At 52.4% G+C, this 26,563-nt stretch carries 29 protein-coding genes, 3 tRNA genes and 1 riboswitch; of the genes, 20 read left to right on the top strand and 12 right to left on the bottom strand.

Annotation, left to right across the window (positions count from 1 at the left end; translation table 11 throughout):
• The 3 genes from phnD to ACO0LL_RS01120 are packed head-to-tail and all read left to right on the top strand — an operon-like array spanning position 1 to position 2,407.
• Entirely contained in the window at positions 1–981 is a 981-nt protein-coding gene (gene phnD, locus ACO0LL_RS01130; protein WP_422949050.1) for a phosphonate ABC transporter substrate-binding protein, read from the top strand.
• 40 nt (positions 982–1,021) lie between these two features.
• On the top strand, positions 1,022–1,795 hold the full coding sequence (phnE, locus tag ACO0LL_RS01125) for a phosphonate ABC transporter, permease protein PhnE (RefSeq protein WP_422949321.1): 774 nt from the start codon (positions 1,022–1,024) through the stop codon (positions 1,793–1,795).
• A gap of 21 nt (positions 1,796–1,816) precedes the next feature.
• On the top strand, positions 1,817–2,407 hold the full coding sequence (locus ACO0LL_RS01120) for an HD domain-containing protein (RefSeq protein ID WP_422949049.1): 591 nt from the start codon (positions 1,817–1,819) through the stop codon (positions 2,405–2,407).
• Positions 2,408–2,441: 34 nt separating this feature from the next.
• Here ACO0LL_RS01120 and phnN read toward each other — a convergent pair whose 3' ends face one another.
• Both phnN and ACO0LL_RS01110 read right to left on the bottom strand, forming a co-directional pair.
• Positions 2,442–3,707 (bottom strand): phosphonate metabolism protein/1,5-bisphosphokinase (PRPP-forming) PhnN, encoded by a 1,266-nt coding sequence (gene phnN / locus ACO0LL_RS01115; RefSeq protein WP_422949048.1) that lies wholly within the window; start codon positions 3,705–3,707, stop codon positions 2,442–2,444.
• Positions 3,707–4,915, bottom strand: a complete 1,209-nt coding sequence (locus tag ACO0LL_RS01110) for an alpha-D-ribose 1-methylphosphonate 5-triphosphate diphosphatase (protein ID WP_422949047.1) — start codon at positions 4,913–4,915, stop codon at positions 3,707–3,709. The genes phnN and ACO0LL_RS01110 overlap by 1 nt, the downstream gene beginning before the upstream one ends.
• A 118-nt stretch (positions 4,916–5,033) precedes the next feature.
• Here ACO0LL_RS01110 and phnG point away from each other — a divergent pair, with 118 nt between their 5' ends.
• From phnG to ACO0LL_RS01075, 7 genes are read left to right on the top strand one after another with little or no spacing between them, the layout of a single operon-like run.
• Positions 5,034–5,501, top strand: a complete 468-nt coding sequence (phnG, locus tag ACO0LL_RS01105) for a phosphonate C-P lyase system protein PhnG (protein ID WP_422949046.1) — start codon at positions 5,034–5,036, stop codon at positions 5,499–5,501.
• The gene (gene phnH / locus ACO0LL_RS01100) at positions 5,498–6,154 is read left to right on the top strand and encodes a phosphonate C-P lyase system protein PhnH (RefSeq protein ID WP_422949045.1); all 657 of its coding nucleotides are present in this window, start codon (positions 5,498–5,500) and stop codon (positions 6,152–6,154) included. The genes phnG and phnH overlap by 4 nt, the downstream gene beginning before the upstream one ends.
• On the top strand, positions 6,145–7,305 hold the full coding sequence (locus ACO0LL_RS01095) for a carbon-phosphorus lyase complex subunit PhnI (protein WP_422949044.1): 1,161 nt from the start codon (positions 6,145–6,147) through the stop codon (positions 7,303–7,305). The genes phnH and ACO0LL_RS01095 overlap by 10 nt, the downstream gene beginning before the upstream one ends.
• Positions 7,302–8,216 carry an alpha-D-ribose 1-methylphosphonate 5-phosphate C-P-lyase PhnJ gene (locus ACO0LL_RS01090; protein ID WP_422949043.1) on the top strand — a complete coding sequence of 305 codons (915 nt, stop codon included), beginning with the start codon at positions 7,302–7,304 and terminating at the stop codon, positions 8,214–8,216. The genes ACO0LL_RS01095 and ACO0LL_RS01090 overlap by 4 nt, the downstream gene beginning before the upstream one ends.
• A complete protein-coding gene (gene phnK / locus ACO0LL_RS01085) occupies positions 8,213–9,007 on the top strand; it encodes a phosphonate C-P lyase system protein PhnK (protein ID WP_422949042.1) in 795 nt (264 codons plus the stop codon). Before ACO0LL_RS01090 ends, phnK begins: the two co-directional genes overlap by 4 nt.
• Before the next feature lie 7 nt (positions 9,008–9,014).
• A complete protein-coding gene (gene phnL, locus ACO0LL_RS01080) occupies positions 9,015–9,734 on the top strand; it encodes a phosphonate C-P lyase system protein PhnL (protein WP_422949041.1) in 720 nt (239 codons plus the stop codon).
• Positions 9,734–10,876 (top strand): alpha-D-ribose 1-methylphosphonate 5-triphosphate diphosphatase, encoded by a 1,143-nt coding sequence (locus ACO0LL_RS01075; RefSeq protein ID WP_422949040.1) that lies wholly within the window; start codon positions 9,734–9,736, stop codon positions 10,874–10,876. The genes phnL and ACO0LL_RS01075 overlap by 1 nt, the downstream gene beginning before the upstream one ends.
• Before the next feature lie 88 nt (positions 10,877–10,964).
• Here ACO0LL_RS01075 and ACO0LL_RS01070 read toward each other — a convergent pair whose 3' ends face one another.
• From ACO0LL_RS01070 to ACO0LL_RS01060, 3 genes are read right to left on the bottom strand one after another with little or no spacing between them, the layout of a single operon-like run.
• The gene (locus ACO0LL_RS01070; RefSeq protein ID WP_422949039.1) at positions 10,965–11,900 is read right to left on the bottom strand and encodes an alpha/beta hydrolase; all 936 of its coding nucleotides are present in this window, start codon (positions 11,898–11,900) and stop codon (positions 10,965–10,967) included.
• Positions 11,897–12,361 (bottom strand): hypothetical protein, encoded by a 465-nt coding sequence (locus ACO0LL_RS01065; protein ID WP_422949038.1) that lies wholly within the window; start codon positions 12,359–12,361, stop codon positions 11,897–11,899. Before ACO0LL_RS01065 ends, ACO0LL_RS01070 begins: the two co-directional genes overlap by 4 nt.
• A 10-nt stretch (positions 12,362–12,371) precedes the next feature.
• Positions 12,372–13,259: an SDR family oxidoreductase gene (locus ACO0LL_RS01060; RefSeq protein ID WP_422949037.1), complete on the bottom strand. Its 888-nt coding sequence runs from the start codon at positions 13,257–13,259 to the stop codon at positions 12,372–12,374.
• A gap of 109 nt (positions 13,260–13,368) precedes the next feature.
• Between ACO0LL_RS01060 and ACO0LL_RS01055 the strand changes: the two genes are divergently transcribed.
• Complete coding sequence (locus ACO0LL_RS01055) at positions 13,369–14,253, top strand: LysR substrate-binding domain-containing protein (protein WP_422949036.1); 885 nt, start codon at positions 13,369–13,371, stop codon at positions 14,251–14,253.
• A gap of 47 nt (positions 14,254–14,300) precedes the next feature.
• Here the strand turns inward: ACO0LL_RS01055 and ttcA are convergent, their stop codons facing one another.
• Genes ttcA through ACO0LL_RS01040 form a run of 3 tightly spaced genes read right to left on the bottom strand, consistent with a single transcriptional unit; the run spans position 14,301 to position 16,482 of the window.
• Positions 14,301–15,242 (bottom strand): tRNA 2-thiocytidine(32) synthetase TtcA, encoded by a 942-nt coding sequence (gene ttcA, locus ACO0LL_RS01050; RefSeq protein ID WP_422949035.1) that lies wholly within the window; start codon positions 15,240–15,242, stop codon positions 14,301–14,303.
• 33 nt (positions 15,243–15,275) lie between these two features.
• The gene (locus ACO0LL_RS01045; RefSeq protein WP_422949034.1) at positions 15,276–15,674 is read right to left on the bottom strand and encodes a dihydroneopterin aldolase; all 399 of its coding nucleotides are present in this window, start codon (positions 15,672–15,674) and stop codon (positions 15,276–15,278) included.
• A gap of 13 nt (positions 15,675–15,687) precedes the next feature.
• Positions 15,688–16,482 carry an SDR family oxidoreductase gene (locus tag ACO0LL_RS01040; RefSeq protein ID WP_422949033.1) on the bottom strand — a complete coding sequence of 265 codons (795 nt, stop codon included), beginning with the start codon at positions 16,480–16,482 and terminating at the stop codon, positions 15,688–15,690.
• A gap of 56 nt (positions 16,483–16,538) precedes the next feature.
• On the opposite strand from ACO0LL_RS01040, the gene ACO0LL_RS01035 reads away from it, so the two are divergent.
• From ACO0LL_RS01035 to ACO0LL_RS01015, 5 genes are all read left to right on the top strand, one after another.
• A complete protein-coding gene (locus tag ACO0LL_RS01035) occupies positions 16,539–17,708 on the top strand; it encodes a class I SAM-dependent methyltransferase (RefSeq protein WP_422949032.1) in 1,170 nt (389 codons plus the stop codon).
• Positions 17,709–17,768: 60 nt separating this feature from the next.
• Complete coding sequence (locus ACO0LL_RS01030) at positions 17,769–17,966, top strand: DUF2905 domain-containing protein (RefSeq protein ID WP_422949031.1); 198 nt, start codon at positions 17,769–17,771, stop codon at positions 17,964–17,966.
• Between the two features lie 247 nt (positions 17,967–18,213).
• Positions 18,214–19,842: a tetratricopeptide repeat protein gene (locus tag ACO0LL_RS01025; protein WP_422949030.1), complete on the top strand. Its 1,629-nt coding sequence runs from the start codon at positions 18,214–18,216 to the stop codon at positions 19,840–19,842.
• A gap of 85 nt (positions 19,843–19,927) precedes the next feature.
• Positions 19,928–21,484: an HDOD domain-containing protein gene (locus ACO0LL_RS01020; protein WP_422949029.1), complete on the top strand. Its 1,557-nt coding sequence runs from the start codon at positions 19,928–19,930 to the stop codon at positions 21,482–21,484.
• A 104-nt stretch (positions 21,485–21,588) separates the two neighbouring features.
• On the top strand, positions 21,589–22,242 hold the full coding sequence (locus ACO0LL_RS01015) for a LysE family transporter (RefSeq protein ID WP_422949028.1): 654 nt from the start codon (positions 21,589–21,591) through the stop codon (positions 22,240–22,242).
• Positions 22,243–22,293: 51 nt separating this feature from the next.
• Here the strand turns inward: ACO0LL_RS01015 and ACO0LL_RS01010 are convergent, their stop codons facing one another.
• From ACO0LL_RS01010 to ACO0LL_RS01000, 3 genes are all read right to left on the bottom strand, one after another.
• Positions 22,294–23,097: a hypothetical protein gene (locus ACO0LL_RS01010; protein WP_422949027.1), complete on the bottom strand. Its 804-nt coding sequence runs from the start codon at positions 23,095–23,097 to the stop codon at positions 22,294–22,296.
• Positions 23,098–23,103: 6 nt separating this feature from the next.
• Positions 23,104–23,490 (bottom strand): arsenate reductase family protein, encoded by a 387-nt coding sequence (locus ACO0LL_RS01005; RefSeq protein WP_422949026.1) that lies wholly within the window; start codon positions 23,488–23,490, stop codon positions 23,104–23,106.
• Positions 23,491–23,621: 131 nt separating this feature from the next.
• Positions 23,622–24,200: a TMEM165/GDT1 family protein gene (locus tag ACO0LL_RS01000; protein ID WP_422949025.1), complete on the bottom strand. Its 579-nt coding sequence runs from the start codon at positions 24,198–24,200 to the stop codon at positions 23,622–23,624.
• 92 nt (positions 24,201–24,292) lie between these two features.
• Positions 24,293–24,410: riboswitch (yybP-ykoY riboswitch) on the bottom strand.
• A gap of 128 nt (positions 24,411–24,538) precedes the next feature.
• On the opposite strand from ACO0LL_RS01000, the gene ACO0LL_RS00995 reads away from it, so the two are divergent.
• On the top strand, positions 24,539–25,288 hold the full coding sequence (locus ACO0LL_RS00995) for an MgtC/SapB family protein (protein WP_422949024.1): 750 nt from the start codon (positions 24,539–24,541) through the stop codon (positions 25,286–25,288).
• A 39-nt stretch (positions 25,289–25,327) separates the two neighbouring features.
• On the opposite strand, the gene ACO0LL_RS00990 is transcribed toward ACO0LL_RS00995, so the two are convergent.
• Positions 25,328–25,933, bottom strand: coding sequence for a TetR/AcrR family transcriptional regulator (locus ACO0LL_RS00990; protein ID WP_422949023.1), 606 nt, complete (start codon positions 25,931–25,933; stop codon positions 25,328–25,330).
• A gap of 275 nt (positions 25,934–26,208) precedes the next feature.
• Here ACO0LL_RS00990 and ACO0LL_RS00985 point away from each other — a divergent pair.
• From ACO0LL_RS00985 to ACO0LL_RS00975, 3 genes are all read left to right on the top strand, one after another.
• Positions 26,209–26,294: transfer RNA gene (locus ACO0LL_RS00985), tRNA-Tyr, on the top strand.
• A 48-nt stretch (positions 26,295–26,342) separates the two neighbouring features.
• Positions 26,343–26,416: transfer RNA gene (locus ACO0LL_RS00980), tRNA-Gly, on the top strand.
• Positions 26,417–26,449: 33 nt separating this feature from the next.
• Positions 26,450–26,524: transfer RNA gene (locus tag ACO0LL_RS00975), tRNA-Thr, on the top strand.
• The last annotated feature ends 39 nt before the right edge of the window (positions 26,525–26,563 follow it).

The raw sequence follows: 26,563 nt of genomic DNA, 5'->3' as shown, positions 1-26,563 counted from the left end.
ATGTTTCGTCAATTCGTGCGCAGTCTGACCCTGGGCCTGGTGATGGCCGCAACTGCTAATGCTGTCATGGCAGAAGATGCGGTCAAGACTTTGAACTTTGGCCTCATCTCTACCGAATCTTCACAAAACCTGAAACAGGACTGGCAGCCAGTGCTGGATGATATGAGCAAAAAGCTTGGTATCAAGGTCACGGCTTTCTTTGCTTCAGATTATGCAGGCGTCATCGAAGGCATGCGTTTCAATAAAGTACAGTTCGCCTGGCTGGGCAATAAGTCGGCGATCGAAGCTGTTGACCGCGCCAACTCTGAAGTGTTTGCGCAGATGGTCAATGCTGATGGCACTCTTGGTTACTACAGCATGATCAGCGTGAACAGGGACAGTCCTTACCAGACACTGGACGATGTCTTGAAAAATGCCAAGAATATGAATTTCGGCATAGGTGATCCCAACTCCACTTCCGGTTTCCTGGTGCCCAGCTATTATGTCTTCGCACAAAATAATGTGAACCCAAAAACAGCATTCAAGACTGTGCGTGGTGCCAATCATGAAACCAATATCCTGGCGGTTGCCAACAAGCAGGTAGATGCTGCCGTGCATAGTTCTGATACGCTGGACCGCATCAAGGCACGCCAGCCAGAAACAGCCAGCCAATTGCGCCAGGTCTGGAAATCCCCTCTGATCGCTGCTGATCCCCTGGTATGGCGCAAGGACTTGCCAGCCGATATGAAAAACAAAATCAAGGATTTCTTTGTCAACTACGGCAAAACTGGCCCTGATGCGGCGCGTGAAAAAGCACAACTGGCCAAGCTGACTCTGGGTGGTTTCCAGGATTCCAGCAATGCTCAGTTGAAGCCTGTGCGTCAGCTTGAATTGTTCAAGGAAAAAGTCAAGATAGAAGCAGACGTCGCCCTGAATGCGGATGAAAAGAAAGCCAAGCTCGACGACATCAACCGCAAGCTGAACGATATTGCCAAGTCTTGATAGCATGAACAGCACACCAACAGTCCGCCCGCAAGTCGTCATGAGTTTGCCGGAAGCACCCAAGCGTGATACCGGTAAATTATTGGTCTGGGGCATAGTCCTGGCGATACTTGCCATGTCATGGCAGGGTGCTGACATGCGCCCTCTGGAATTACTGCGTGACAGCGGCAATATGCTGACCTATGCCGCCAGTTTTTTTCCACCAGATTTTCATGAATGGCACATTTACTTGCAAGAGCTGTTGGTGACTTTACAGATTGCTGCCTGGGGAACTGCCCTGGCCGTGGTCTGCTCCATCCCCCTGGGTTTGTTGAGCTCTTCGAATATTGCACCAGCCTGGGTCAGCCAGCCTGTGCGTCGCCTGATGGATGCTGCACGCGCCATCAATGAGATGGTGTTTGCCATGCTGTTTGTCGTGGCGGTTGGTCTTGGCCCTTTTGCCGGTGTGCTGGCCTTGTTTGTACATACGACCGGTATCTTGTCCAAGCTGTTTTCTGAAGCGGTGGAGGCGATAGACCCGCAACCGGTAGAAGGCATACGTGCCACTGGTGCGCATGCGCTGGAAGAGATAGTCTATGGTGTCTTGCCTCAGGTCATGCCGCTGTGGGTGTCATTCGCCCTGTACCGCTTTGAGTCAAATGTACGCTCCGCCACTGTCGTTGGCATGGTCGGTGCCGGTGGCATAGGCGTGATCCTGTGGGAAGTCATACGCGCTTTCCAGTACGCACAAACCTGTGCCGTTTTATTGATGATCGTGCTGACAGTCAGCATGATAGATGTGATTTCTTCCCGTCTCAGAAAAGTCTTCATCTGATATGTAGCAGATATAGCTGATATGCAAACACAAAATCGCCAAATCGTTCAGGGGATCAATCTCCCGCAGGTTATAGACTGGCTGCAAAACCGTGCCGGTGGTCTGTATGGTGGCGAAGCCATCACCCAGCTCGAGCACGCCCTGCAATGTGCCAGCCTTGCCATGGAAGAAGGCGCAAGCGATACCCTGGTCATCGCCGCGCTTTTGCATGACCTGGCACATATGGCAGATGATGAAACTGATGAAACTTTTCCGCATGGTGAGCTGGCTGCCTTGTTATTGGCAGAATTGTTTGACCGGGATGTGACTGAACCCATACGTATGCATGTCGATGCCAAACGCTACCTGTGTGCGGCAGATCCGTTGTACTGGTCAGGTTTGTCACATGCATCACAACGCAGCCTGATCTGGCAGGGTGGCCCATTTTCAGTGACGCAAGCAACAGAATTCATAGATCAGGATTACGCCGAAGATGCAGTCAGATTGCGTCAGTGGGATGATACGGCAAAAGTGGTTGGTGCCAAGACTGTGGATTTGCAAGTTTTCATCAGCATGATGGAAAAACTGAATTTGCAATTCACGAGACAGGCTGAAACCAGCGTGAGGCCGTAGGTAATACTGGCTGCACTAACCTTTCGAAGCTGTACTACTCTTTTGAAAATATCTTTAACAGCTTTTGCCCTGCCACATGTATAGGCCCGCTATTGTCTATGCAGATAATATCCTGGTCATCAGGCACAGTAAATTTCAAACCCCGGTCAAGGCGATTCAGCAAGGCTGCACCAGATTCACGCTGGCGTTTTTCCATGCGCTGCCTGATTTGCTCCGGGTCAGCCATAATCCAGATGATGCGCGCATCGGGGAATAACTGGCGTAGTTGTGGCAGGTATTCACGCGAGCCATTGACGATGACATCCTGGCCGCATTTGAGCTTGGCCTCGATATTCCTGCGTATGCCGTAACACAGGCCATTGGCTTGCCACTGCATGCAAAAGTGACCGGCAGCTGCAGCCTGCCAGTAAGCTTCCTGGTTCAAGACTTCATGCGCTTCACTGTCGTGAGCGGGGCGGGTGATAGCCCGCTGCGCAAACTCCAATGCCGCATTGGCGGGCAGGTTGTCTTTCACCCAATGCAGCAGGGTATCCTTGCCAGCACCTGAAGGGCCGACGACAAAATACAGGCGGCCTGTCGCAGGTAGGGATTTTTGTTGCACCCTGGCCTGGAAAGGAAAGCGCATCCAGAAGTTCAAAGGCGCACCGGGCCGTTCTTCACGGAATATCGTCAGTGCATCTATATCGAGCGGGGTATTGTCCAGCAAGCGTGAGAACTGCTGTTCTGCTGCCTTACGCAAGGCATATTGTGCATCGGCATCCACCTCCAGCAAATCGTCGCTGAGGGTCAGATGGAAGCGATATTCTTCTTCAGTGTATGGGTAACCCCATTGCTGCAATAGCGCTTCCTGCCTGGCACTGAGGCCAGCGTGACGGCGTTTGGCCAGGTAGGTCGCTTCAGGAGCGCGGCGCAACAAGTCAAAATAGCTGACGCAGCGCATGGCCAGGGCATTGATCTCGGCTTCATCACCCTGCGGGCGAATGGTCAGGAAATTGCCCATCATGCGTATCTGCATTTCCCTGATGCTGATGACAGGCTGCACCTGGGCAAAGGCACTGGCCATCTGTATCAAGTCTGCTTCCTGGAAACCTTCCAGCAAGTTGAAAGGGGCTTTCAGCGTTGCATGAAAACCATAGCGCCGGGCTTCACTGGTGAGCTGGCTGAGCAGGATATCTGGCACCCCATTAATATGTGCTTGCGGTAGTTTCCCTGCATGCATGGGGTCGCGCCCCAGCCAGTTGGCACCGGCCTGCCACCATGGGCTGTCCGGTGCCGGGGAAAAGTAGAGGGCATAGCGCATCAGGCTGCCAGTTCCAGGGTTTGCTGATATTGCAGACGTTGCGGCTCGGCGCAAAATACCAGCTTGCCTGCAGCGATGGTGGCAATCAGGCGCGGGCTGCCATCGGCCTGTTTTTCTATCATGATAATGTCGGCGCGCTGGCCAGCAGCGATATTGCCCCTGTCATGTAAACCTAGCACGCGCGCAGGATTCAGCGATACCAGTCGCCAGGCGTGTGCCAGGCTGCAAACATCTTCTTGCTCCAGGCGGAAGGGCGCATGCAATAAGGCCGGATAGTAATAATCAGATGCCAGCGTGTCACACAGGCCACGACGCACTGCATCGCTGGCAGATAAACCGCCGCAATGGCTGCCACCGAGCAAGACATTCGGGGCACCCATGACGACATGGTTGCCCAGGGCTTTTGCTGCCTGCAAGGCTTCTTCTGTCTTGGGGAATTCACTGACATCAACGCCCAGTTCCTGGAAGCGTTCCCTGTCCATGCGGGTTTCATCATCATGCGATGCCATGGCGATGCCGCGCTGGCGGCAAGCTGCAGCCAACTGGTTGATAGCCTGCGCTACTTTGGGTGAGCGCGATTGTGCCTTGTGCAGACGTTCCAGAAAACCGGCAACATCGCAACGCGCACGTTCGGCGTAAGCCACCAGCTTTTCAGGAGACGCACTTTTTTTCAGGATGGATGGCAGGTGTTCATTGAATGCAAAGAAGGCAATCAGGCCAGACTCTATCCAGTTAAGCGCATCATGCAAACCATCGAGATGGTGGTTTTCAAAACGCAGATGTATCAGATGATCGGCATGCACGCGGGATTTTTGAGCCGCCACCTGTTCTAATGTGGCCAGTGCTGCTTCACGCCCACGCAAGCCGCCTTCCCAGGAGAAGGTCAGGCCATGACAGGCGGTAGTAATGCCATTGCTGATCAATTGTCTGTCGGTATCGGCAAAGGCGATGTCGTAGGCAAAGCTGGTGGCTGGGCGCGGTTGTAACTGACGTTCAAAAGCATCACCGTGAATATCAACCAGGCCGGGCAATATCAGCAAACCTGTGGCATCAAAAAAATGTGGTTTGTTATGCTGCTGGAAGTGATTGCTGTCTGTACTTGCAATGTGTAGTCCGTGCAAATAGATGCTGTCTTCAGACCAATCAGCGTGACCGTTCTGGTCTCGTTGCAGATACTTGCCACCCTGTATTGCGATATGCGTTTCCATCCTGATCCCCGTGCTCGCGATGACAAATCATAAACCTGAAATATGACTGGAAATTGACAAGAAAATCTCAGATCAGATGTCATCAAGACTTCATCTAAGCCTGCTGTAATGTAGGGCTATGAATGCTGACCAAACCCCCAACTCTGCCCAGCAAGAGCGTGCCCGCTGGATGTCCATACTGGCGAAAGCGCCTGCACCAGAACTGGCTGCCAGTGTGCGCCAGTTCGGCGAATTGCCTTCCTATTTATGGTTAAGAAAACCTGAGACTGGCCTGGCCATGGTACGTGCCAGAACCGGCGGCAGTGGTAGCCAGTTCAATCTCGGTGAAATGTCAGTGACGCGCTGTGCCTTGCGGCTGATGACGGGTGAAACTGGCGTGGCGTATGTGGCGGGTCGCGACCAGCGCCATGCAGAATGGGCAGCGATCTTTGATGCGTTGATGCAAGGTGAACACAGGCCAGTGGTCGAAGAAAATATCATCAAGCCACTGGAGCTATTGTTGCAGCAGAAGCGTGAACAATTACAGACTGAAGCGCAAGCCACCAGAGTGGAATTCATGACCATGGTCAGAGGAGAAGATGCATGACATATTCACCGGACACCAGTGAGAAAACTGCGTCATCCATGCAGCAACTGTTGCCCGCATGGGAAGACACGGTGCACGATGCGCAAACAGTTTTTCGCAGTTTGTTGAAAGCTTTGTCCGAACCTGGCACTATCCAGCGTCTCAAGGTGAACCTGCAAGCGCCTGCTCCTTTGCATATGGCGACAGCCGCAGCTTGCCTGGCGCTGATGGATTATGAAACCACAGCCTGGCTGGCAGATGAACTGGATAATGATGCCGTGCGCACTTATCTGCGTTTCCATTGCGGTCTGCCGCTGGTACATGAAAAATCTTCAGCAAATTTTGCAGTACTGGGTAGCTCATTACAGCAACTGGATTTGCAGGGCTTTGCCCAGGGCAGCATGACTTACCCGGACAAGTCTGCGACCCTGCTCATACAAGTCGATGATTTTTTGAATGGCACTGAATATCAGCTCACAGGCCCTGGCATCAAGGACAAACGCAGCATACGTATCAATGGTTTGCCTGCAGACTTTGTCAGCAAATGGCAAGCCAATCACGCCGCCTTTCCGCAAGGTGTGGATGTGATTTTTTGCAGCGGTGATGCGGTAGTCGGTTTGCCTCGTACCAGCAAGATAGCAGCAGTGCAGTCTGAGGAGTTGCCATGTACGTAGCCGTCAAAGGTGGCGAGAAGGCCATTGCCCATTCGTATGAAGCGCTGGCGAAAATGCGCCGTGGTGATACTGCGGTACCAGAACTCAGCATAGCCCAGATACGCGAACAAATGTCGCTGGCCGTGGCCCGCGTCATGGGTGAAGCTTCGCTGTATGACAAAGACCTGGCGGCACTCGCCATCAAACAAGCCAGTGGCGATTTGATAGAAGCGATCTTCCTGCTGCGCGCCTACCGCACCACCTTGCCACGCCTGATGGCGACCGTGCCTGTGGACACCGCCAATATGCTAATACAAAGACGCATCTCGGCAACATTCAAGGATGTGCCGGGTGGTCAGGTATTGGGGGCGACTTATGACTATACTCAGCGCCTGCTGGATTTTTCACTGGCGGCGGAAGCCATGAGTAGTGGCGTGACTGGACCTGTAGCGCAGGAAAACATAACAACAGAAGCCTGCCCGCGGGTACTCGATTTCTTGAATGTAGAAGGCTTGATCGAACCTGAACTGATACCTGAAGGTGACCCCGAACCTTTTGACCTGACACGCGAGCCTCTGCAATTCCCTGCCAGCCGCGCCCTGCGCCTGCAAAGTCTGGCACGTGGTGACGAAGGCTTCCTGCTGGCATTGGCCTATTCCACCCAACGTGGTTATGCCCGCAACCATCCTTTCGCAGGTGAGATACGTTATGGCAAAGTTAGCGTGCAAGTCGTGCCTGAAGAACTGGGCTTTGCCATAGACATAGGCGAGATCGATATCACTGAATGCCAGATGGTCAATCAGTTCGTCGGTTCACAAAACGAAGCACCTAAGTTCACACGCGGCTATGGCCTGGGTTTTGGTCATTGCGAACGCAAGACCATGGCCATGGGAGTGGTGGATCGTGCCTTGCGCGCCAGCGAGCTGAAAGAAGAAATCACGGCACCAGCACAGATGGAAGAATTCGTGCTCTACCATGCCGACAATGTAGAAGCATCCGGTTTCTTGCAGCATCTGAAGCTGCCACATTATGTGGATTTTCAGGCCGAACTCAGCCTCTTGCGTGGCATACGCGCCGCCATTGATGCTATTGATGCCAAGGCTGCTGAAGCTGGCAAGCGAGAAGCGGCAGATGAGCAAGCCGCTGAAAAATCCGGTAAGAAGGCAGCATGATGATGGAGATGGACACCATGGAAACTCAGGAATATCAAGAGACCACAGAGCAAACCACACCTGCCAGGACTGAGCCTGAAGCTGGCTATAACTTTGCCTATCTCGATGAGCAAACCAAGCGCATGATCAGGCGTGCCATCTTGAAAGCAGTTGCCATACCAGGTTACCAGGTGCCATTCGGCGGTCGTGAAATGCCTTTGCCTTATGGCTGGGGCACGGGTGGCATACAAGTCACTGCCGCCATCATAGGTCAGGATGATGTTCTCAAAGTCATCGATCAGGGCTCTGACGATACCACCAATGCAGTCAATATACGTCGCTTCTTCCGTCGTACCACTGGTGTTGCCACTACTGAAAAAACTACGGTGGCGACCGTCATACAAACCCGCCATCGCATCCCGGAAACACCTTTGGCTGAAGGGCAGATCATGGTGTATCAGGTGCCTATCCCTGAACCCCTGCGCTGGCTGGAACCCAGCGAAACTGAGACCCGCAAATACCATGCGATGGCCGATTATGGGCTCATGAGCGTGAAGCTATATGAAGATATCGCAAGGCTGGGCAAGATAGAAACTGCATATGATTATCCTGTCATCGTCAATGAGCGCTACCTGATGCGTCCTTCACCGATACCCAAGTTTGATAACCCCAAGATGGATAAGAATCCCGCCCTGCAATTATTTGGTGCCGGACGTGAAAAACGCATTTATGCCGTGCCACCGTATACACTGGTGAAGAGCCTGGACTTTGAAGATTATCCTTTTGAGATAGAACACTGGGATCACCGCTGTGCCATGTGCGATGCGAATGACAGCTTCCTTGACGAAGTCATCGTTGATGACCAGGGTTCACGCATGTTTGTCTGCAGCGATACTGATTATTGCCGCACGCGCAGGGAAGAACAGGCATGAGCAATTTTAATACCAATAGCACGCTACCCTTGCTACAGGCACGCAATGTCAGCAAGTTCTATGGTGGCAAGACGGCTTGTGAACAAGTCAACCTGAGCCTTTATCCGGGTGAAGTGCTGGGCATAGTTGGTGAATCCGGTTCTGGCAAATCTACTTTGTTGAATTGCCTGGCAGGCCAGTTGCAGCCAGAGCAGGGCGAAGTTTTGTTCAATACCCGTGATGAAGGCATGGTGGAGTTGTTCACCATCAGCGAGGCACGCCGCCGCTTGCTGGCCCGCACGGACTGGGGCTTTGTCCACCAAAGTGCCAGGGATGGCTTACGGGTAGAAGTCTCTGCCGGTGCCAATGTCGGTGAACGACTGATGGCTGTTGGTGCCCGCCATTATGGTCAGATACGTGCCGAGGCGCAGGACTGGTTGCACAGGGTGGAAATTGATGCTGCCCGCATAGATGATTTGCCGCGTGACTTCTCTGGCGGCATGCAACAGCGTTTGCAAATTGCCCGCAACCTGGTGACCAAACCGCGCCTGATTTTCATGGATGAGCCTACCGCCAGCCTGGACGTTTCCGTGCAGGCCCGTCTGCTGGATTTATTGCGCCAGTTGGTATCGCAATTGCAGGTGGCGGCTGTCATCGTCACTCATGACCTGGCAGTGGCGCGTTTGCTGGCTCACCGGCTCATGGTCATGCGCCAGGGGCAGGTAGTTGAAGAGGGTTTGACTGATCAGGTACTTGATGACCCGCAGCATCCCTATACCCAGTTGCTGGTGTCATCCGTCTTGCAGGCTTGAGGAACACATGTTGAAACGTATCGTTGTTGAAGGCTTGTCCAAGGACTTTACCCTGCACCTGCAAGGCGGGCAGGAAATGTCCATCCTGTCCAAAATAGACATGCAGGTAGATGCTGGTGAATGCGTAGTCATCCACGCGCCATCGGGTGCAGGCAAGAGTACCCTGCTGCGCTGCCTGTATGCCAATTACCGTGCCAGCAGTGGCAGAGTGAATATCTGGCACAAGGGTGATGCAGATGACGGCGGCTGGGTCGATGTGCAATCTGCACCTGCACAACAAGTGCTGGCAGTCAGGCATAGTACCCTGGGTTTCGTGACCCAGTTCCTGCGTGTGATACCACGTATCAGTACACTGGACCTGGTGGCAGAACCCTTGCTCATGCGCGGCGTGGAAAAGCAGGCTGCTTATGAACAGGCAGAAGAACTCTTGTCACGCCTGCGCATACCCAAACGCCTGTGGCAAATCCCGCCTGCGACTTTTTCTGGCGGTGAACAACAACGCGTGAATATTGCCCGCACCATGATTTGCGATTACCCCATACTCTTGCTTGATGAGCCAACTGCCTCACTGGATGAAGCCAATCGCGCCACCGTCATCGACATGATCAATGCCGCACGCGAACGCGGTGCTGCTGTTGTCGGCATCTTCCATGATGAAGTGGTGCGCCAGGCGCTGGCGACCAGGATTTTTTCCATCCCCGCAGCAGTCTCTTTGGTGGCAGCATGATGAACAGAATAGAAAACGCAAAAATTGTTTTGGCCGATGAAGTCATCAGCGGTTCCATGCTGGTAGAGCAGGGCAGGATAGCTGACTTGACTGAAGCAGCGCGTGCTTCCAGTGTCACGGGTACAGATGACTGGCAAGGCGATTATCTCTTGCCCGGCATGGTAGAGCTGCATACCGACAATCTGGAAAAACACCTGATGCCACGCCCCAAGGTAGTCTGGCCTACACTGCCTGCTATTTTGGCGCATGATGCCCAGATCGCTGCATCCGGTATCACGACTGTGCTTGATGCAATTTCAGTCGGTGACATCGATTCAGACAGCCTGCGCAATGACACTCTCGATTCTTGTACCCAAGGTTTGCGCATGGCCGCAGACTCAGGCATCCTGCGGGCAGACCACTTCCTGCACATGCGCCTGGAACTGGCGGAAGAAGGCTTGCTGGACATGTTCGCTCCTTATCTGTATGACGATCGCCTGAAGCTGGTTTCCTTGATGGACCATACACCTGGCCAAAGGCAGTGGACAGACCTGACACATTACCGTGTCTATGTATCCGGCAAGCGCGGCTGGAGCGAAGAAAAAGTCGACTCCATGCTGGAGCGTTTGCTGCTCAGGCAAGTCGCTTATGCAGCATCCAACCGCCGCGCCATCGTCGCCAGTTGCCGTGAACTGGACGTGCCTGTACCGCTGGCTACCCATGATGATACGACAGTAGAACATGTGGCTGAAGGTGTTGATGATGGTGTGACAATATCTGAATTCCCCACCACCGTTGCTGCTGCCCGTGCTGCCCGCGAACAGGGCCTGGGCATCATCATGGGCGCGCCGAATATGGTGCGTGGTGGTTCACATTCCGGCAATGTATCGGCAGCAGAATTGGCGCGCCTGGACTTACTCGATGTATTGTCTTCAGACTATGTGCCTGCCAGCCTCTTGCATGCAGCTTTCCTGCTGCAAAATGAAGGCTTTGGTTTGCCCAAGGCAGTGGCGACCGTGACGCGCAATCCGGCGCGCATGATAGGTCTGCATGACAGGGGAGAGATTGCAGTTGGCTTGCGTGCTGACTTTTTACGCGTGCGTGTAGTACGTGGCATACCTGTTGTCATGGGTGTCTGGAAAGCGGGCAACAGGATTGCCTGAGTTATAAAGGATAGACATAAAGGACAGACATAAGGACGGATGCTGCCTGGCGATCATTGTTTCAATTGTGCCATGGAAAATTGATTGCTTACGTCAGATGCTGGCGCAAAAAATTAGCAATGTCGTCCAGTGCCTCATGGGCGGCTATCAATGTTGACAGGCTGGCGGGAAAGACATGCGTCATTCCTTCCCACACATGCACCTCAGTCGTTCCGCCTGTCGCGCTGAGTATTTGCGCATAGCGGATAGCATCGTCCATCAGCACTTCGTCTGCTCCGACATGCAGCCTGACAGGGGCGATTCCTTCATGCCGGGCAAACAATGCAGAAACCAGAGGGTCTTTGGTATCGACATCCTGATTGCCCAGATAAAGCGCGGCAGCCTCGGCCAATACTTCGCGGCTTAATAATGGATCATGTGCAGCCCTTGTACTCATTGATGCGCCAGACAGGCTAAGGTCGGTCCAGGGTGACATGACTGCTGCACAAACTGGTGTTATCAGACCTGTTCCGGCAAGCTCTTGCAAGCGCGACAGCAAGGCCAGCGCCAATCCACCACCTGCAGAATCGCCTACCAGGGCGATACGTCGGTAGCCCAGCGCAATCAAGCCCTTGTAAGCCGCGATGGCATCTTCCAAAGCACCAGGGAAACGATGCTCAGGTGCCAGGCGATAATCAGGTACGAAGGCCTTGACGCCAGCGCGGGCAGCGATCTGACCAGCCAGGTTCTGGTAAGCGGCAGATGAGCCCAGCACGTAGCCGCCGCCATGCAAGTACAAGATGGCGGCATCACTTTGCGCTCCAGCCGGACTGCACCACGCACCTGGTATGCGGGCAACGCTGGACGTCTCATAGTCAACTGCATCTGCAAGCGGCACCTGGCTCATCAGAACATCAAAGCCAGGGCGCGCTTCAGGTGTCAGTTCAAGTTTCGGGGCTGATGCCAGTGCCGCGCGCAGGTCCACCATGAAGGCACGATCCTGATCATGTTGTTGATGATGAATGATGGTGTTATGTGATTTCATAATGTATCCCTTAAAGCGGTGATCAAAGCAATGGGTGTGACGACGAGCGATAAAATTCCACCAAAAACAGCCTTTAACACCACAAATTGACTAAGCACCAGAACAATTGCATCCTGCACCGGTCCGAGAATGGCGTAGGCCGCCGTGCAGATGGTGGTGACAATGACACCCACTACTGCACTTCGCAGAAACACATTGCGCGGCAAACTATGCTTGCCTTCCAGTGTTTGCAGTTTTCCACTACTACGACGCTGGCGGGTCAACAGCGACGGTATCAGTGAGCTCATAAAAGCAACCGCGAAGCTTTGTGGCACGATATCCAGAACAACCTTACGGCTGCCCAAATCGATATGGGTGTCCGATTGAAAAAACAGGAACGCAAACGCGATACTGAGAACAACACTGAATACCGTATTGATTGCAGTTTCCCTGGCAATGTACGAGTTATGCTTCGTTGTCATACCTATGTCCTTAGCGAGAGTTAGCCAAGGATTGGTCCTGTGCCAGCTCGGTGAAATAAGCTTTGAGGCTGCGTGGTTCCCTGCCCAGGATTGCACGCAAAGTCAGCGAGTTGCCTTGTAAGCCATGCCTGTCGTAATACGCATACATAGCGCGCAACATCTGCGTGGGGCGAACAGCATCTGGCAGATGGACCATGGCTGTCCATTGCTCGAACGTAGGTGTCACTGACTTGACTTCGCGTCCCAGTACTTCGCCCATGATGCGTACCACATGGGCGCGATCGGTATTTTCGCCAGCGGTCAATTCAAACGTGCCATACGCCAGGGCATCTCCGGTCAATGCAAGCGCGGCCACTTCGGCCACGTCGCGATAATCCACCCGGCCCAGGGTTGAAGTGCTTGAAAATGGTTCTGCAAAAACGCCATGCTCGGCTGCCACTGGCAGGGCTGGTGCCATGTTTTGATAGAAAACACCAGGTTGCAACAAGGTGTACTGCATGCCAGAACGTATTAATGCTTCTTCCACCGCTGGCTTGCCATTATGATTGGCCAGTTGACTAATGACCGGGTGTATCGCGCCTGAGAATACGAAGCGGCGCACACCTGCCGCTTTGGCAGCTTCAACCAGTTGCACCCCAACTTGCGCTTCGTCTTGCAGGAAAGCTGGTGCCAGGTAAAAAACGCCATCTACGCCTTGCAGGGCAGATTCAATCGCAGCGCGGTCGCTCAGATCACCGATGGCGATTTCTGTCACGCCATTCGCACGTGCTTCTTCCGCTTTTTCTGGATTGCGGACCAGGCCGCGCACAATCGCGCCGCGTTTGACCAGTTCAGGAACAACCAGGCCAGCAAATTTACCAGCGGCACCGACAGCGAGAATGCGATTTAATGTAGTCATGATATTTTCCTATTAGTTGTCGTTCGGGAGAGAACAGTGCCATCTTGCCCGCAACAAACGCCTGGAAAAATAGTAATATCGCGCATAGACTCGTAAATAGGATTAATGAATGGACCGTTTTGCTGCCATCAACACCTTTGTCAAAGTGGTAGAAAAAGGCAGCTTTGCAGCCGCCGCTGATGCCACCAATCTGTCAGCACCGATGGTGGGCAATCACATACGCTATCTCGAAGCCCATCTGGGCGGCCTGCTGCTGAACCGCACAACACGCCGTCAGAAGCTGACTGAACTCGGCATGGCTTTTTATGAGCGCTGCAAGACCATCATGGCTGAACTGGAAGGGGCTGAAGCCGATGCCCTTGGCCTGCATGCTGCACCGCGCGGCATATTGCGAGTGACGGCACCACATTCGATAGGTTCGGTGGTGCTGCCAGCGATCATCACGGCATATCTGGAAAAACATCCTGAAGTTGAGATTGAGTTAGTCCTCAATGACAGCCGGGTTGATTTATTGGATCAGGGGTTTGATGTGGCGATACGCGGTGGCGAATTACCCAACTCCGGCCTCATAGGCCGCTCGCTGGCGCCTTTGCGGTTGGTGCCATGTGCCTCGCCAGCCTACATAGCGCGTTGTGGCGAGCCTAAAATATTGGCTGATCTGGTCCAGCACCAGTGCGTTGATTTTACTGGCTCATCAACGCCGGGGGTGTGGTTTTTTGTCCAGGCGACCGGCCAGATACCAGTGTCGGTGCGCGGACGCTTGCGCGTCAATAGTGGCCACTCGCAACGTGCTGCGGCATTGGGCGGGCTTGGCATCGCCCTGTTGGCCGAGGTTTTGGTGAGTGACGATCTGCTCACGGGAAAGCTGGTGAGGGTGCTGCCGCATGAAACGCCACTCAGCCGCCCTCTACATGTATTGATGCTACCAAACCGCCGCCCTAGCGCCAAGATCCGCAGCTTTGTCGATTTTCTGGCGGCGGAGCTGAAATCCTAGCGCTTGATTACGTGAGTCGTATCAGGCGCTCACGCAGCAGCTATTTTTTAATCCTGATCCAGATGTAGCGAAATCACACCCGCAGCAGGTGTTGCACACGGCTCATCATCAAAAGCGATATCACCATTCGGATTTGCCTCGCCATCGATTTTCAAATCCTTGAAGTTGAACAAGTTCTTGTCCATCAGATGTGAAGGTGCTACGGTGGATAAGGATGCAAAGATATTATCTACACGTCCAGGGAATTTCTTGTCCCATTCACGCATCAGGCCCTTGATTTGTTTGCGTTGCAGATTCTCTTGCGAGCCGCATAAATCGCAGGGGATGATGGGGAAGTTTTTGACTTCGGCATAACGTTCAGTATCCGACTCTTTGACATAAGCCAGGGGGCGGATGACGATGTGTTTGCCATCATCAGATTGCAGCTTGGCTGGCATGCCCTTGAGTTTTCCGCCGAAGAACATGTTCAGGAAAAAAGTTTCCAGGATATCGTCACGATGATGGCCAAGCGCGATCTTGGTGGCACCCAGTTCATCGGCCACGCGGTACAAAATACCACGGCGCAGGCGTGAGCACAGCGAGCAAGTCGTCTTACCTTCAGGGATCAGACGCTTGACTATGCTATAGGTATCCTGATTTTCTATATGGTAGGGTATGCCCAGTTTTTCCAGATAAGCTGGCAGGATATGGTCGGGGAAGTTAGGCTGCTTTTGATCGAGGTTAACCGCGACGATATCGAAATTGATGGGCGCACGTTCCCGCAGGGTCATCAGGATATCCAGCAGGGCATAGCTATCCTTGCCACCAGAAAGGCAAACCATGACCTTGTCGCCTTCTTCTATCATATTGAAATCACCTATCGCCTGGCCAACCAGGCGGCATAAGCGCTTGTGCAGCTTATTGTTTTCGTAGGTGATTTTTTCCTGTGACTTGACCGTGGCTTTTACTTCGACCGGGGTGTCCATCAATGTATCGTTCAGAGCTTGCATGATATGGCTTTAAATTCTTGCGTAAATTCGGGCTTAAATGTCGGTTTTGATCTTGAATACTTCTACGCCTACGCCTTCGCAATCTGGATAGACATCTGGCTTCATGGTAGAGATGCGCACTGCGCGTACTTTGGGATGTGCCAGCATGATAGCTGCGACATCATCACACAGGGTTTCCTGCAGATGTACATGGCCTTTGGAAATGCGGTCGGCTATCGTGCAACGCATGAAATCATAATCGACGACTTCTTCCAACTGGTCATCCTTGGGTGTAGACAGCGCCAGCGGGATATACAGGTCCACATTGAAGAGCACGCGCTGCTCGCCCTTTTTCTCGAACTCATGCACGCCGATGTTGATGGAGATTTCATAATTGCGCAAGAACAGGCGGCGGCAGTCTGAGAGCTGGGGGTGATGCAGGATGGATAACATGGTGGTCCCGGGATTAAGGTGAAATAGATTGGTTTGCAGTCGCCAGGAACATGACATCGCGCTGCAAGGGAATAAGGTGCTGGCCGCCATCAACGAGGATGGTGGTGCCAGTCATGGCAGGGCTGTCAGCCAGAAAACAGACGGTGCGGGCAATATCCTCAGGGGTGCTGGAACGGCCGAGTGGCGTGACCTGGTGCGCCTGCTGGAAGTCTGCCGTGCTTTGATGGCCTGATTCCATGGTGATGCCGGGTGCAACGCCCACTACCCGCACTTTTGGGGCCAGTGCCTGTGCCAGTGTTGTGGTCGCACATTGCAGGGCTGCCTTGGACAGGGTGTAAGACAAAAAATCGGGGTTCAGGTTGTACAGCTTTTGATCCAGCAGGTTGATGACGCAAGTCTGTTCGCCATCTGCAGTTGCCGCATGCAGGGCTTGTGCCAATATGATGGGTGCGGCCAGGTTGGCATGCATATGCCTATCAAGGCTGGCGTGGCTGAAGCTGTGCACATCATCTTCTGAAAACAGTGATGCATTATTGACGATGCAATCTATCTTGCCCATGGCGGCTATCGCTGCGGGCAGCAAGGCATGCGTTGCTGTTTCATCTGCCAGGTCGGCCTGCAAGGCGTGGGCACGGCGGCCCAGTGCCTGGATTTCTGTCACCAGGGTCTGTGCTTCAGCTGCCGAATTGCCATAATGGACAAGAATATCCCAACCCTGCCGCGCCATATGCAGGGCGATATGCCGCCCTATGCGTTTGGCGGCACCGGTGATTAGTGCTGTGCGGTTTTTTTGGCTGTTGCTGCTCATACGTCTCTCATGGAAATTCTTGACAAGGATTACTGTGTTTTCAATACAATGCGGCTATGCATAAATTATCTTTACCTGTGCCTGGCGATGATGCGCTGGCCGCTTCATCTGCCTTGCAACAACTGATTATCAACGACATCCACCAACATCAGGGCTGGATAACGTTTTCGCGCTACATGGAACTGGCGCTGTATGCGCCTGACCTTGGCTATTACAGCGGTGGTGCCACAAAATTAGGCAAAGACGGTGATTTTACAACCGCACCGGAAATGTCGCCGCTATTTGGGGCCACCCTGGCCAGGCTGGCAAGTCAGTTATTCAGTCAAACTGCAGCCGAAGTCATGGAGTTCGGTGCAGGCACGGGCAAGCTTGCCCTGGATTTTTTGTCGGAATGTCAATTGTCTGGAATCGCGATAGAGCGCTATTTTATCGTGGAATTGTCCGGCGAACTGCGTGCACGTCAGGAAGAATTGCTGAAAGGCTTCCCACAGGTGCAATGGTTGCAAAAAATGCCAGACTCTTTTTCTGGCATAGTACTGGGGAATGAGGTGCTTGATGCCATGCCTGTCGAACTTGTCATCAAGACGGCTGATGGCTGGCATGAGGTCGGCGTGGCGGTGGTCGATAAAGAAAGTGCGCCAAGACTGATTTTCCGCGAACAGCCACAGGCATGCAGTTCAGACAAGATTACGCAAATTCCTTATGCAGATGAATTACCAACTGGTTATCTGACGGAAGTTCATGCGATAGCTACTGGTTTCATGCACAGCCTGGCCGTCATGCTGCTTGCCAGCGGCAAGCCAGCAGCAGCGATACTGATCGATTATGGTTTCCCGGCGGCAGAGTATTATCACCCACAACGCGAGCAGGGTAGCCTGATGTGCCATTACCGCCATCATGCCCACCCTGATCCCTTTTATTTACCAGGTTTGCAGGACATCACTGCCCATGTCGATTTTACTGCCATGGCCAGGGCTGGCCTGGCAGCGGGACTGGAGTTATTGAATTACACCAGTCAGGCTGGCTTTTTGACTGCGGCAGGCATTGCCGATGTATTGGCGCGCACTTCACCAGAACAAGTCATGGACTACCTGCCCCAGGCAAATGCCCTGCAAAAACTGGTGTCGCCAGCGGAAATGGGTGAGTTGTTTAAAGTGCTGGTCATGGGGCAGGGCGTAGAATTGTCAGAAAATTTATTACGTTTGGACCGCAGTCACCGCTTATGATGGTTGCCTGATTGATGCTAATTATAAAATTAGCATCTACAAACTGAACAGGAGCAGGCTTTGATACGCTGGGTATTGACCATCTTTGTCGCTGTCGTGGTATTTTCCAGCCTGCTGCCCTGGCTGGAAAAGCTGGGCATAGGCCGTTTACCAGGTGATGTGCGTTTCAAATTGTTTGGCCGCAGTTTTTCCTTTCCCTTCGCTTCCACCATATTGATTTCATTATTCGTCCTGCTGGTAGCCAGGATATTCAAATAATCAGCACGTGATGGTGTTGCAATAAGACAGGCTTAATCCGCCTCCAGTCTCAAAATGCGTTAAATATGTTAAAGCCGTGCAACATTGTTGTCATATGGGGGTAAAGTTTCCATATCTTTACGCCGTCACTTTAATATAATGAAATTGTCTATTTAAGCTTACTCAGGCTTAATAGGGCATGCTGACCAAGGGGGCGGGCTGGCATGTGCTACAGCGAGATCAACAATAAATTACGCTAAAGGTTGAAATGAGCGAACTCAGCGATATCAGGGCATTGCTCATTGAGCCGCATGCAGGCATGCGGGTCAGTTTGCATAATATGCTGAATCTTTGTGGCATCACCAAGATAGAGCACGGGCTTTCTGCGGGTATTGCTGTGCGTACGATACAGGCCAAGGTGTTTGACCTGATCCTTTGTGAATATGATCTGGGTGTAGGCCAGGATGGTCAGCAACTGCTGGAAGACATGCGTCACCACAAGCTGGCACCTTTATCGACCATCTTCATCATGGTGACGGCAGAGCGCTCCTATGCCAAGGTCGTCAGTGCGGCTGAACTTGCGCCTTCCGACTACCTGCTCAAACCATTTACTGCCGACATGCTGCTGGAGCGCGTTATTCGCGCCCTGGAAAAACGCAAGGCCTTTGTCGATGTTCATAGTCTCATGGAGCAAGGCTCCATTCCCGAAGCCATTATGGCTTGCCACCATGGTGAGCGGGATTTTCCCAAGTACTCGATAGACTTCATGCGCTTGCGTGCCGAGTTGCATGTAGTGCAGGGTGAGGCGGCTGAGGCCGAGGAATTATATAAACATTTATTCGAATTAAAGGCAGTGGCCTGGGCGCGTCTGGGCCTGGCAAAGACCTTGTTCATGCAGGGTAAATACCAGGAAGCTGAAGAAATCCTGAAAAACCTGGTAGCAGAAAATAATAAATACATGGATGCCTATGACTGGCTGGCCAAGACCCATGAAATGGTCGGTGAGTTGCCAGAGGCAAAAGAGGTGCTTGATGTCGCCGTTGGCGTTTCGCCCCATGCCGTCAGGCGTTTGCGCAAGCTGGGCAAGATATCCCTTGAGACTGGGGATATAGAAACCGCTGAAAATGTCTTCAAAAAAGTCGTCAGCAAAGCCAAGTTCTCCGAGTTCCGTGACCCTGAAGATCATATGAATCTGGTCGATGCCCTCGTCAAAAAGGGGGATACCGAGCAGGCCAAGTCGGTTATCCGTGATCTTGAAAAAAACATGGTGGGCATGAAAAAAACTGCCGCTGTGCGGGCGATTTCTGCCGCTATGGTGCACGCCAAGACCGGTGACGCCAGACTCAGTGAAGAACTTGATAATGCCGTGGCCGCAACGCGTGAAGACATAGGTCTTTCGACGGAAGCCAAGCTGGGCCTGGCTAAAAGTTGTCTGGAAAATAATCAGGAAGACAATGCTTCCGAGATTATTCTCGACGTCATGAAAAACGCCAGCAACCAGCAAGTCATGAGCAAGGCCATGGGCGTATTTGAAAGCGCAGGCAAAGGGCATCTTGCCAAGGAACTCGCACAACGCAGTCAAAAAGAGGTCATGGACCTGGTGGCACTGGGTGTACAAAAAGCCAAGCAGGGCGATTTCCGCGGTTCGGTGGAAATGATGGCGGCTGCCGCACGCAAGTCACCTGATAACCCGCAAGTGGTCTTGAATGCCGCACTGGCCGCCTTGAAATGTCTGGAAAACATGGGCTGGGATCATGCCACTGGCGAATTGGCGCGCAATCTGATCGAGTCCGCGCGTCGCCTTGATCCCATGAATCCACGTCTGAAAGCGATACGCGGCCTGTATGACGAATTGCAGAAAAAATACGGCATCAATGCTGCCCGGGTCGCCAAGTAAAGATTAATGATAAAAATCAAATATAAAAATTAAGCAACCAGGCTCCAGTATGGTTTTGTTAAGAAAATAAGTAGTTGCGGAGACCATGACTATCCAAGCTTCTGTACATCTGGATCAGCACGCACCAGAATTGCCGCGTGACCGGTTGATCAGGCAAATCAATGAAGAGAGTAGTTTGCCAACCTTGGGTGTGTCGATTACCAAGGTCGTTGAAATTACTTCATCCAGTGAAGACCCGGTCGCCAAGCTCGCGCATTTTGTGCTGGCCGATGTCGCCCTGACACAAAAAATACTGAGGCTGTCGAATACCATCCATTACCGCACCAGTTCCGGTGCACCAGTCACCACCATTTCACGGGCCATATTCCTGCTTGGATTCAACAGCATCAAGACCAGTGCCATGGCGATGTTGCTGGTAGATTGCTTCAAGGATAAAAGCCATGCCAACAGCGTCAGGCGTGAGTTGATACAGGCCTTGTGCGCCAGTATAGTCGGACGTGAAATGGCTGCGCGTGGACGCTTCCAGGATGGCGAAGAAGCGGCAGTGGCTGCCCTGTTCAAAAATGTTGGCAAGATACTGGTGGCCTCCTACGACCACCCCTTGTACAGTCGCATACAAGCCATGTTAAAGACCGGGCAGACGACTTCGCAGGAAGCAGCCTCCACGCTGCTGGGGTGCAGTTATGAGCGTTTTGGCGAAATGGCACTGCAAGAGTGGAAGATACCTGACACTATTGTGCAATCGTTGCTTCCTTTACCAGGCGGTGAATTAAAGAAGGTGAACACGCGTGCTGAATGGCTGCGTCAGGTAGCCAGTTTCAGTGATGCGCTGGCTTCAACCATCATGAGCGCCGGTGTTGGCACCCTCAGTGAAAAGGCCAAACCCTTATTACAAAAATACGGCAAGGCACTGGATTTTGACCAGGCCGTACTCGATGAGATGCTCGTCAAGGTAGAGACTGAAACCAGGCAACTGGCCAAGAGTATGGATATTGCCATGGGCGATATCCATATCGGTGAAGCTGATGACAACACCACCAATGGTGTGCCAAATGATCTGCTGTTGCAAAATTATGAAGCTGGCGAAATCCAGAATGATGAGCGCCACCCAAGCGGCAAGCCCAAGCAGGCCCGCGATCTCTTGCTGGCCGGTGTGCAGGATGTGACGCAAATGCTGGCGTCTGACAACTTCAAACTGAATGATCTGATCCTGTTGGTGCTGGAGACCTTGTATAGCAGCATGGGTTTTCGTTTTGCCGCAGTCTGCCTGCGCGACCTGCAGACAGTGCGTTATGTGGCGCGGCTGGCGATAGGTGAGAATTATCAGGAAAGGCAAAGAGGTTTTTCCTTCAGCGGCAAGCCAGACCAGAACCTGTTCCATCTGGCAATGAGCAATAATGTCGATCTGATGATATCCGATGCCTCTGTACCCAAGATACAAAATCTGCTGCCAGACTGGCATAAGCAATTATTGCCGGACGCACGCAGTTTCATCATCCTGCCGCTGGTCATACAAAAAAAACCGCTGGGCCTGTTCTATGCAGACCGTAATGTGAACGCCGATGAAGGTGTACCGCCAGACGAGACTGCGCTCATCAAAACCCTCAAGAGCCAGTTGCTGGCAGCCATGATGCGCGGCTAGCAGCAGGCACGCAGCGCGCGCTACGTGCTAGCACTTACTGCAAGGATAATGCTCAGGCATTACAATGTCTTGACACTATTCATCATTTCAGCGGGACGAACCTCATGCACTTCACTACCTGGCTTACTTTCTTCTTTGCAGCCTGCGTTATCGCAGTGTCACCCGGCTCCGGTGCAGTGCTGTCGATGTCGCATGGTTTGAATTACGGTGTCAAAAAAGCCAGTGGCACCATCATGGGCTTGCAGGCAGGCTTGTTGCTGATACTGGCTATTGCCGGTGCTGGTGTTGGTTCTATCCTGATGGCGTCAGAGTTTGCTTTCAGCGTTGTCAAAACTATAGGTGCGCTGTACCTGATTTATCTGGGTATCAGCCAATGGCGCGCCAAAATTGATGTGCCTGCTGCGAATGACGCCGGTGCTGATCAAGCCACCACTACCCAGGTGCCAGCCATGTCCAGACGCTTTTTGACGGGCTTTTTGACGAATGCGACTAATCCCAAGGGCATCATTTTCATGGTGGCGGTATTGCCCCAATTTATTTCTCACGATGCGCCATTGTTGCCGCAATTGTTGATATTGGGAGTGACCATGTGCGCGATTGATCTGGTGGTCATGCATGGTTATGCATTTGCTGCATCCACGATGCAGCGTTATTTCCGCGACCCTAAATGGCTGAAGAGCCAGAACCGCTTTTTTGGCGGGATATTGATGGCGATAGGTACGGCGCTGTTCTTTGTCAAACGCAGTCCTTCCAATTAAAAAATCCCGCCGGTGATTGAATTCACGGCGGGATTTTCTTATGCAGGTCTTTCAAGCCAGAGGAATTTCCTGCTTCTTGGCGAGGGCATCGATGTCTTGCCATATCGTCATTTGATTCAATAGACGAGTGGCAGGGTCCAGCATGGGGTTCAGGTTGAAAAAGCGCTCCAGGGCAGTTTCATCAAAACTGCTGTGTTGGGAGAAATTGATCCTGCCATATTGCTTGCGAAACGCATGCAATAAATCTGCCGGTGTATCCTTGTGCCAGGACTGCATGAGACCGCCTACCATCAGCGCCGTATCCGTGGTTTGTTCCAGAGAGCGTGGGCTGCGTGAACTGCTGACATCGCGATAATCAAGCAGGCGCGGGAAATAAAATTTCTTGATCCAGGATGCCGGGATGCCGCCCTCGCGTTGCAAGATGCCACTGCGCCACAGCTTCCAGCTTTTCTCTGCTTCATTGTCAGAGACAAAGTGTGTGTCAGCCTTAAGTGCGCAGTCTTCCCCCAATTCTATTTCCAGTATCACTGGCAAGCCTGCGGCAACTGCAATATTTTCTAGTTCAGGCATCTGGGGTTTTTCACCATGCTGGTTTTGCAGCGCATTGACAAATTCGCCCAATACTTGCTGGTGCTCATGATGCAGGCTGCTGGTGGCTTTGCAAAAGGCGGCGCAGGCAGCAAAATAAGCCATCAGTTCACCGACCATGATGCCGCCTGCGGGCGTAGCTGCTTCTTCCTGGAAGCTTTGGCGCGGCATGTCTGCTGCCAGGCCCTGGCGCAGGATGGGATACAACTGGGTGGATATAGCACCAAATTTGACGTGGCTGCCAGCGGCAAGTTTAAATTCTGACATGGCGGCTCAGGCTTTCTTGAACAGGGAGAGGACGTGTTCCGGCGGACGTCCTATGGCCGCTTTATTCTGGTAAGTGACTATCGGTCTTTGCAACAGGTGCGGGTGGGCTACGATGGCAGCCAGGCCTGTTGCTGCATCTGCGCCGGCCAGATTCAGGCTGGCATATTCAGCTTCGTTATTGCGCAGCATGGTCTGAATGTTGCCATTGACATCACCACCGGCATCACCATTACCCAAAGCAGCCAGCAGGCTTTGCAATTCCTCAAAGCTCAAAGGATTTTTTTGGTAATCAATGACTTGCAGTGGTATTTGAGTTTCGTCTGCATGCGCCTGCACCAGCGCCAGGGTTTCGCGCGATTTTGAGCAACGTGGATTGTGGTAAATCGTAATCATGTATCTATCATCATTCTATGGTCTTGTCATGTCAACATGGCGCAGAGCCTGTTGCAGAATTAAGCTGGCGTTGTTGTGTCTGGCCGGGAAAGCCGGGCCGCCTTCATTCTGCATCAGCTCTTCCTATAAATTTATATTCCTGGAAATTTAAGTTCCATCCCAAACAATACCAGCAGGCCCAGAATTGCAAAAACTGCGGCAGCACACCAGCGTACGTATTTGAAAGGAAAATTCGGTGCAGCAATCTTGCCCAGGAATACCGCTGGTACATCAGCAATCAGCATGCCCAGTGTGGTGCCGGCGATGACCATTGTCAGGTCAGAATATTTGGCGGCCAGCGCGACTGTCGCCAACTGGGTTTTGTCACCAATTTCAGCGATGAAAAAAGTCACGCAAGTCAGCATGAAAACGCCATAACGGCTTTCGCTGATGCCACCATCATCCATCTCATCCGGCTTCAGCGTCCATGCAGCAATGGCTAAAAAAGACAGGCCCAGCAGATAACGCATGACAGTGGCATCGATATGCGTGGCGACCAACTGCCCGACCAGGCCAGCGAGGGTGTGATTGGCCAGTGTCGCGACCAGAATGCCCAGCACGATAGGGCCAGGTTTTTTATAGCGGGCAGCCAATAGCAGTGCGAGCAATTGTGTTTTATCACCAATTTCACCAACGGTGACAGCGAGTACAGAGACGAGAAAAGCTTCCATGAGAATAGGCGGGATGGGGCAGTTTGTCCGATGACAGCTATATCCCGCCCCATCCCTGGTCAGCGGAAACATAACTATCAAAGGTCTTGCCCAATACAATTGGCGCACTTGCGGCAAATCGTATCAAACGCACCATGACCAGATGGCCAAGTATGTTGATGCGTTTTCCCCGAATTTAACCGGAGCAGGCTACTCCCCAATGAAAGAGAAACAGGATTATAACGCATAGCTGACCCCAGGTCAGCTATTGCTTTGATTTGACGATGTTTTACTGGTCCGTCGGATACCTGCTTGCTACACTGACAGACATACAATTTAGCTCATTTTGAGGCCAACTGATGACAGTATCTCTTTCCAGTTATTTCATGAGTTTCTGGTCCGCCTCTGAATTGCATGCCAATGTCATTATCTTCCTGAATCTGACTGGCGCCATGCTATTGGGTTTTGTGGTTGGCTATGAGCGTTCTTATCATGGGCGTGCTGCCGGCATGCGGACTTATGGCCTTGTATGCATGGCATCTGCCGCCCTGGTGGTGATCGCCGGTTACCCTGATTTCTGGTTTGGCGGGCGGGCGCTTTCTCCTGTCAATCTCGATCCTTCACGTACCATACAAGGCATAGTCACCGGCATAGGTTTTCTCGGTGCCGGCGTCATCATGCGCGAAGGTTTTACCATCAGCGGTCTGACAACTGCTGCGTCTTTATGGGCTTCGTCAGCCATAGGCGTGATGGTTGGCGTCGGCTTTTATGCTGCTGCGATCCTGCTGGCGTTTTTGTCAGCGGCCTGCATGATCTGGGTATCCAGAATTGAGGCCTGGCTGCCTTCTCGGCCAGCGGTGGCGATCACCATGCAATTTCGCCAGGGCTATATCCCGCGCGAAGATGTCCTGCGCAGTATGGCGCTTGCGCGTGGCTATGAAATTGCGACAGGTACCCTGAACATCAGTTGCAAGGAAGGGCGCTCTGAATGGCGTTTCGTGGCAGTCGGCCTGAGCCGCAAGCTGGCAACGCGCATCAGTGAGCTGTCACTGGAACTGGGAGCGTTTGAGGGACTGGAGTTTTACCAGATTGCCCACGCCAGAAACTAAATTGCGGGGATCATTTAGAGCAAACATAGGGTAAACAATTTAAGCGTCAGCTTTTTCTGGCGCTGTCACAGGTACGCCCAGCATGCCCTGCATGAAAATCTGTGTCACCAGTACAGCAAAGTCGGCATACGAGATTTTGTCTGCATCCTGGTGTGGTTTGAGCCAGGTAAAGGTCCAGTTGATCATGCCAAACAGGAGCATGGTGATGGCGCTGCGGTTTTGTGCTGTGGTACGGTCTGGAAAGTTGCGCTGTATCGAGCCAGCAAACAATTCGACGATTTTTCTTTGCGCATCGAGTATCAGCTTGCGCTGCGGCTCTTCCAGGAATTTCACATCATTCAGTAAGGCGATATGGCGGGTCTGTGAATGCTCATATTCCGCCAGGAAGGCCGCAATCAGCGTTGGCAAGTCATGATGACTCTCCGCCAGACGTATCAGCACTTGCGTATAACGGTTCAGCAAATCAAACAAAATGGCTTCTTTGCTGGGGTAGTAGTGGTAAAGCCTGGCTTTCGAGGTACCGCAGGTCTGCGCCAGTACGCTCATGGAGGTGCCGGGGTAGCTATAGTTGGCAAAGGCAGTCGCCGCCTTTTCCAGGATATCGTCGCGCTGCAATTGATAATCGGATGCGAGGGTGCGGGCCATGGCTAGCGTATGTAGTAGGGTGTCAACATCATACCTTGAGCTTGCACGCAATGGTGATTGTAGGAAAGTTGCAACAAAGGCATAGCGTTGGCGCAAGCTGTCTCATCTGCTGCGGATTTTTACCGTAACTTTTTAATACATATGATTTTATAAATAATGAATAAAATCAATTATTTAGAAAATTTTTTGGTAAATCCCACTTCTGTTTGAGTAAGAAATTCTCAAAAGGGTGTTGACAGTTGGGTCGAGTATCTCCATAATTCGGGGTTCCCTGCGGAGAGGTGGCCGAGTGGTTAAAGGCGACAGACTGTAAATCTGTTCTCTTACGAGTACGCTGGTTCGAATCCAGCCCTCTCCACCACAGGTAAAGAATTGAATTTAGAAATTAGCGGCTGAAGCGGTGGCCTTTGCGGGTGTAGCTCAATGGTAGAGCTGAAGCCTTCCAAGCTTATGACGAGGGTTCGATTCCCTTCACCCGCTCCAGTTTTACTTGCGCGGGGTTTTGCGCAGCAAGCTGCCCTTGTAGCTCAGTGGTAGAGCACTCCCTTGGTAAGGGAGAGGCCACGTGTTCAATCCACGTCAAGGGCACCAAGGTTGTCTGGTGTTTTCAAGTCTGATTTGTCGGGCGCG

Origin of the sequence: Undibacterium sp. TC4M20W (assembly GCF_049340245.1) — a bacterium.
GTDB lineage: Bacteria > Pseudomonadota > Gammaproteobacteria > Burkholderiales > Burkholderiaceae_D > Undibacterium.
Note: the sequence above shows the minus strand (reverse complement) of the source record. Positions and strands in the feature narration are given on the sequence as shown.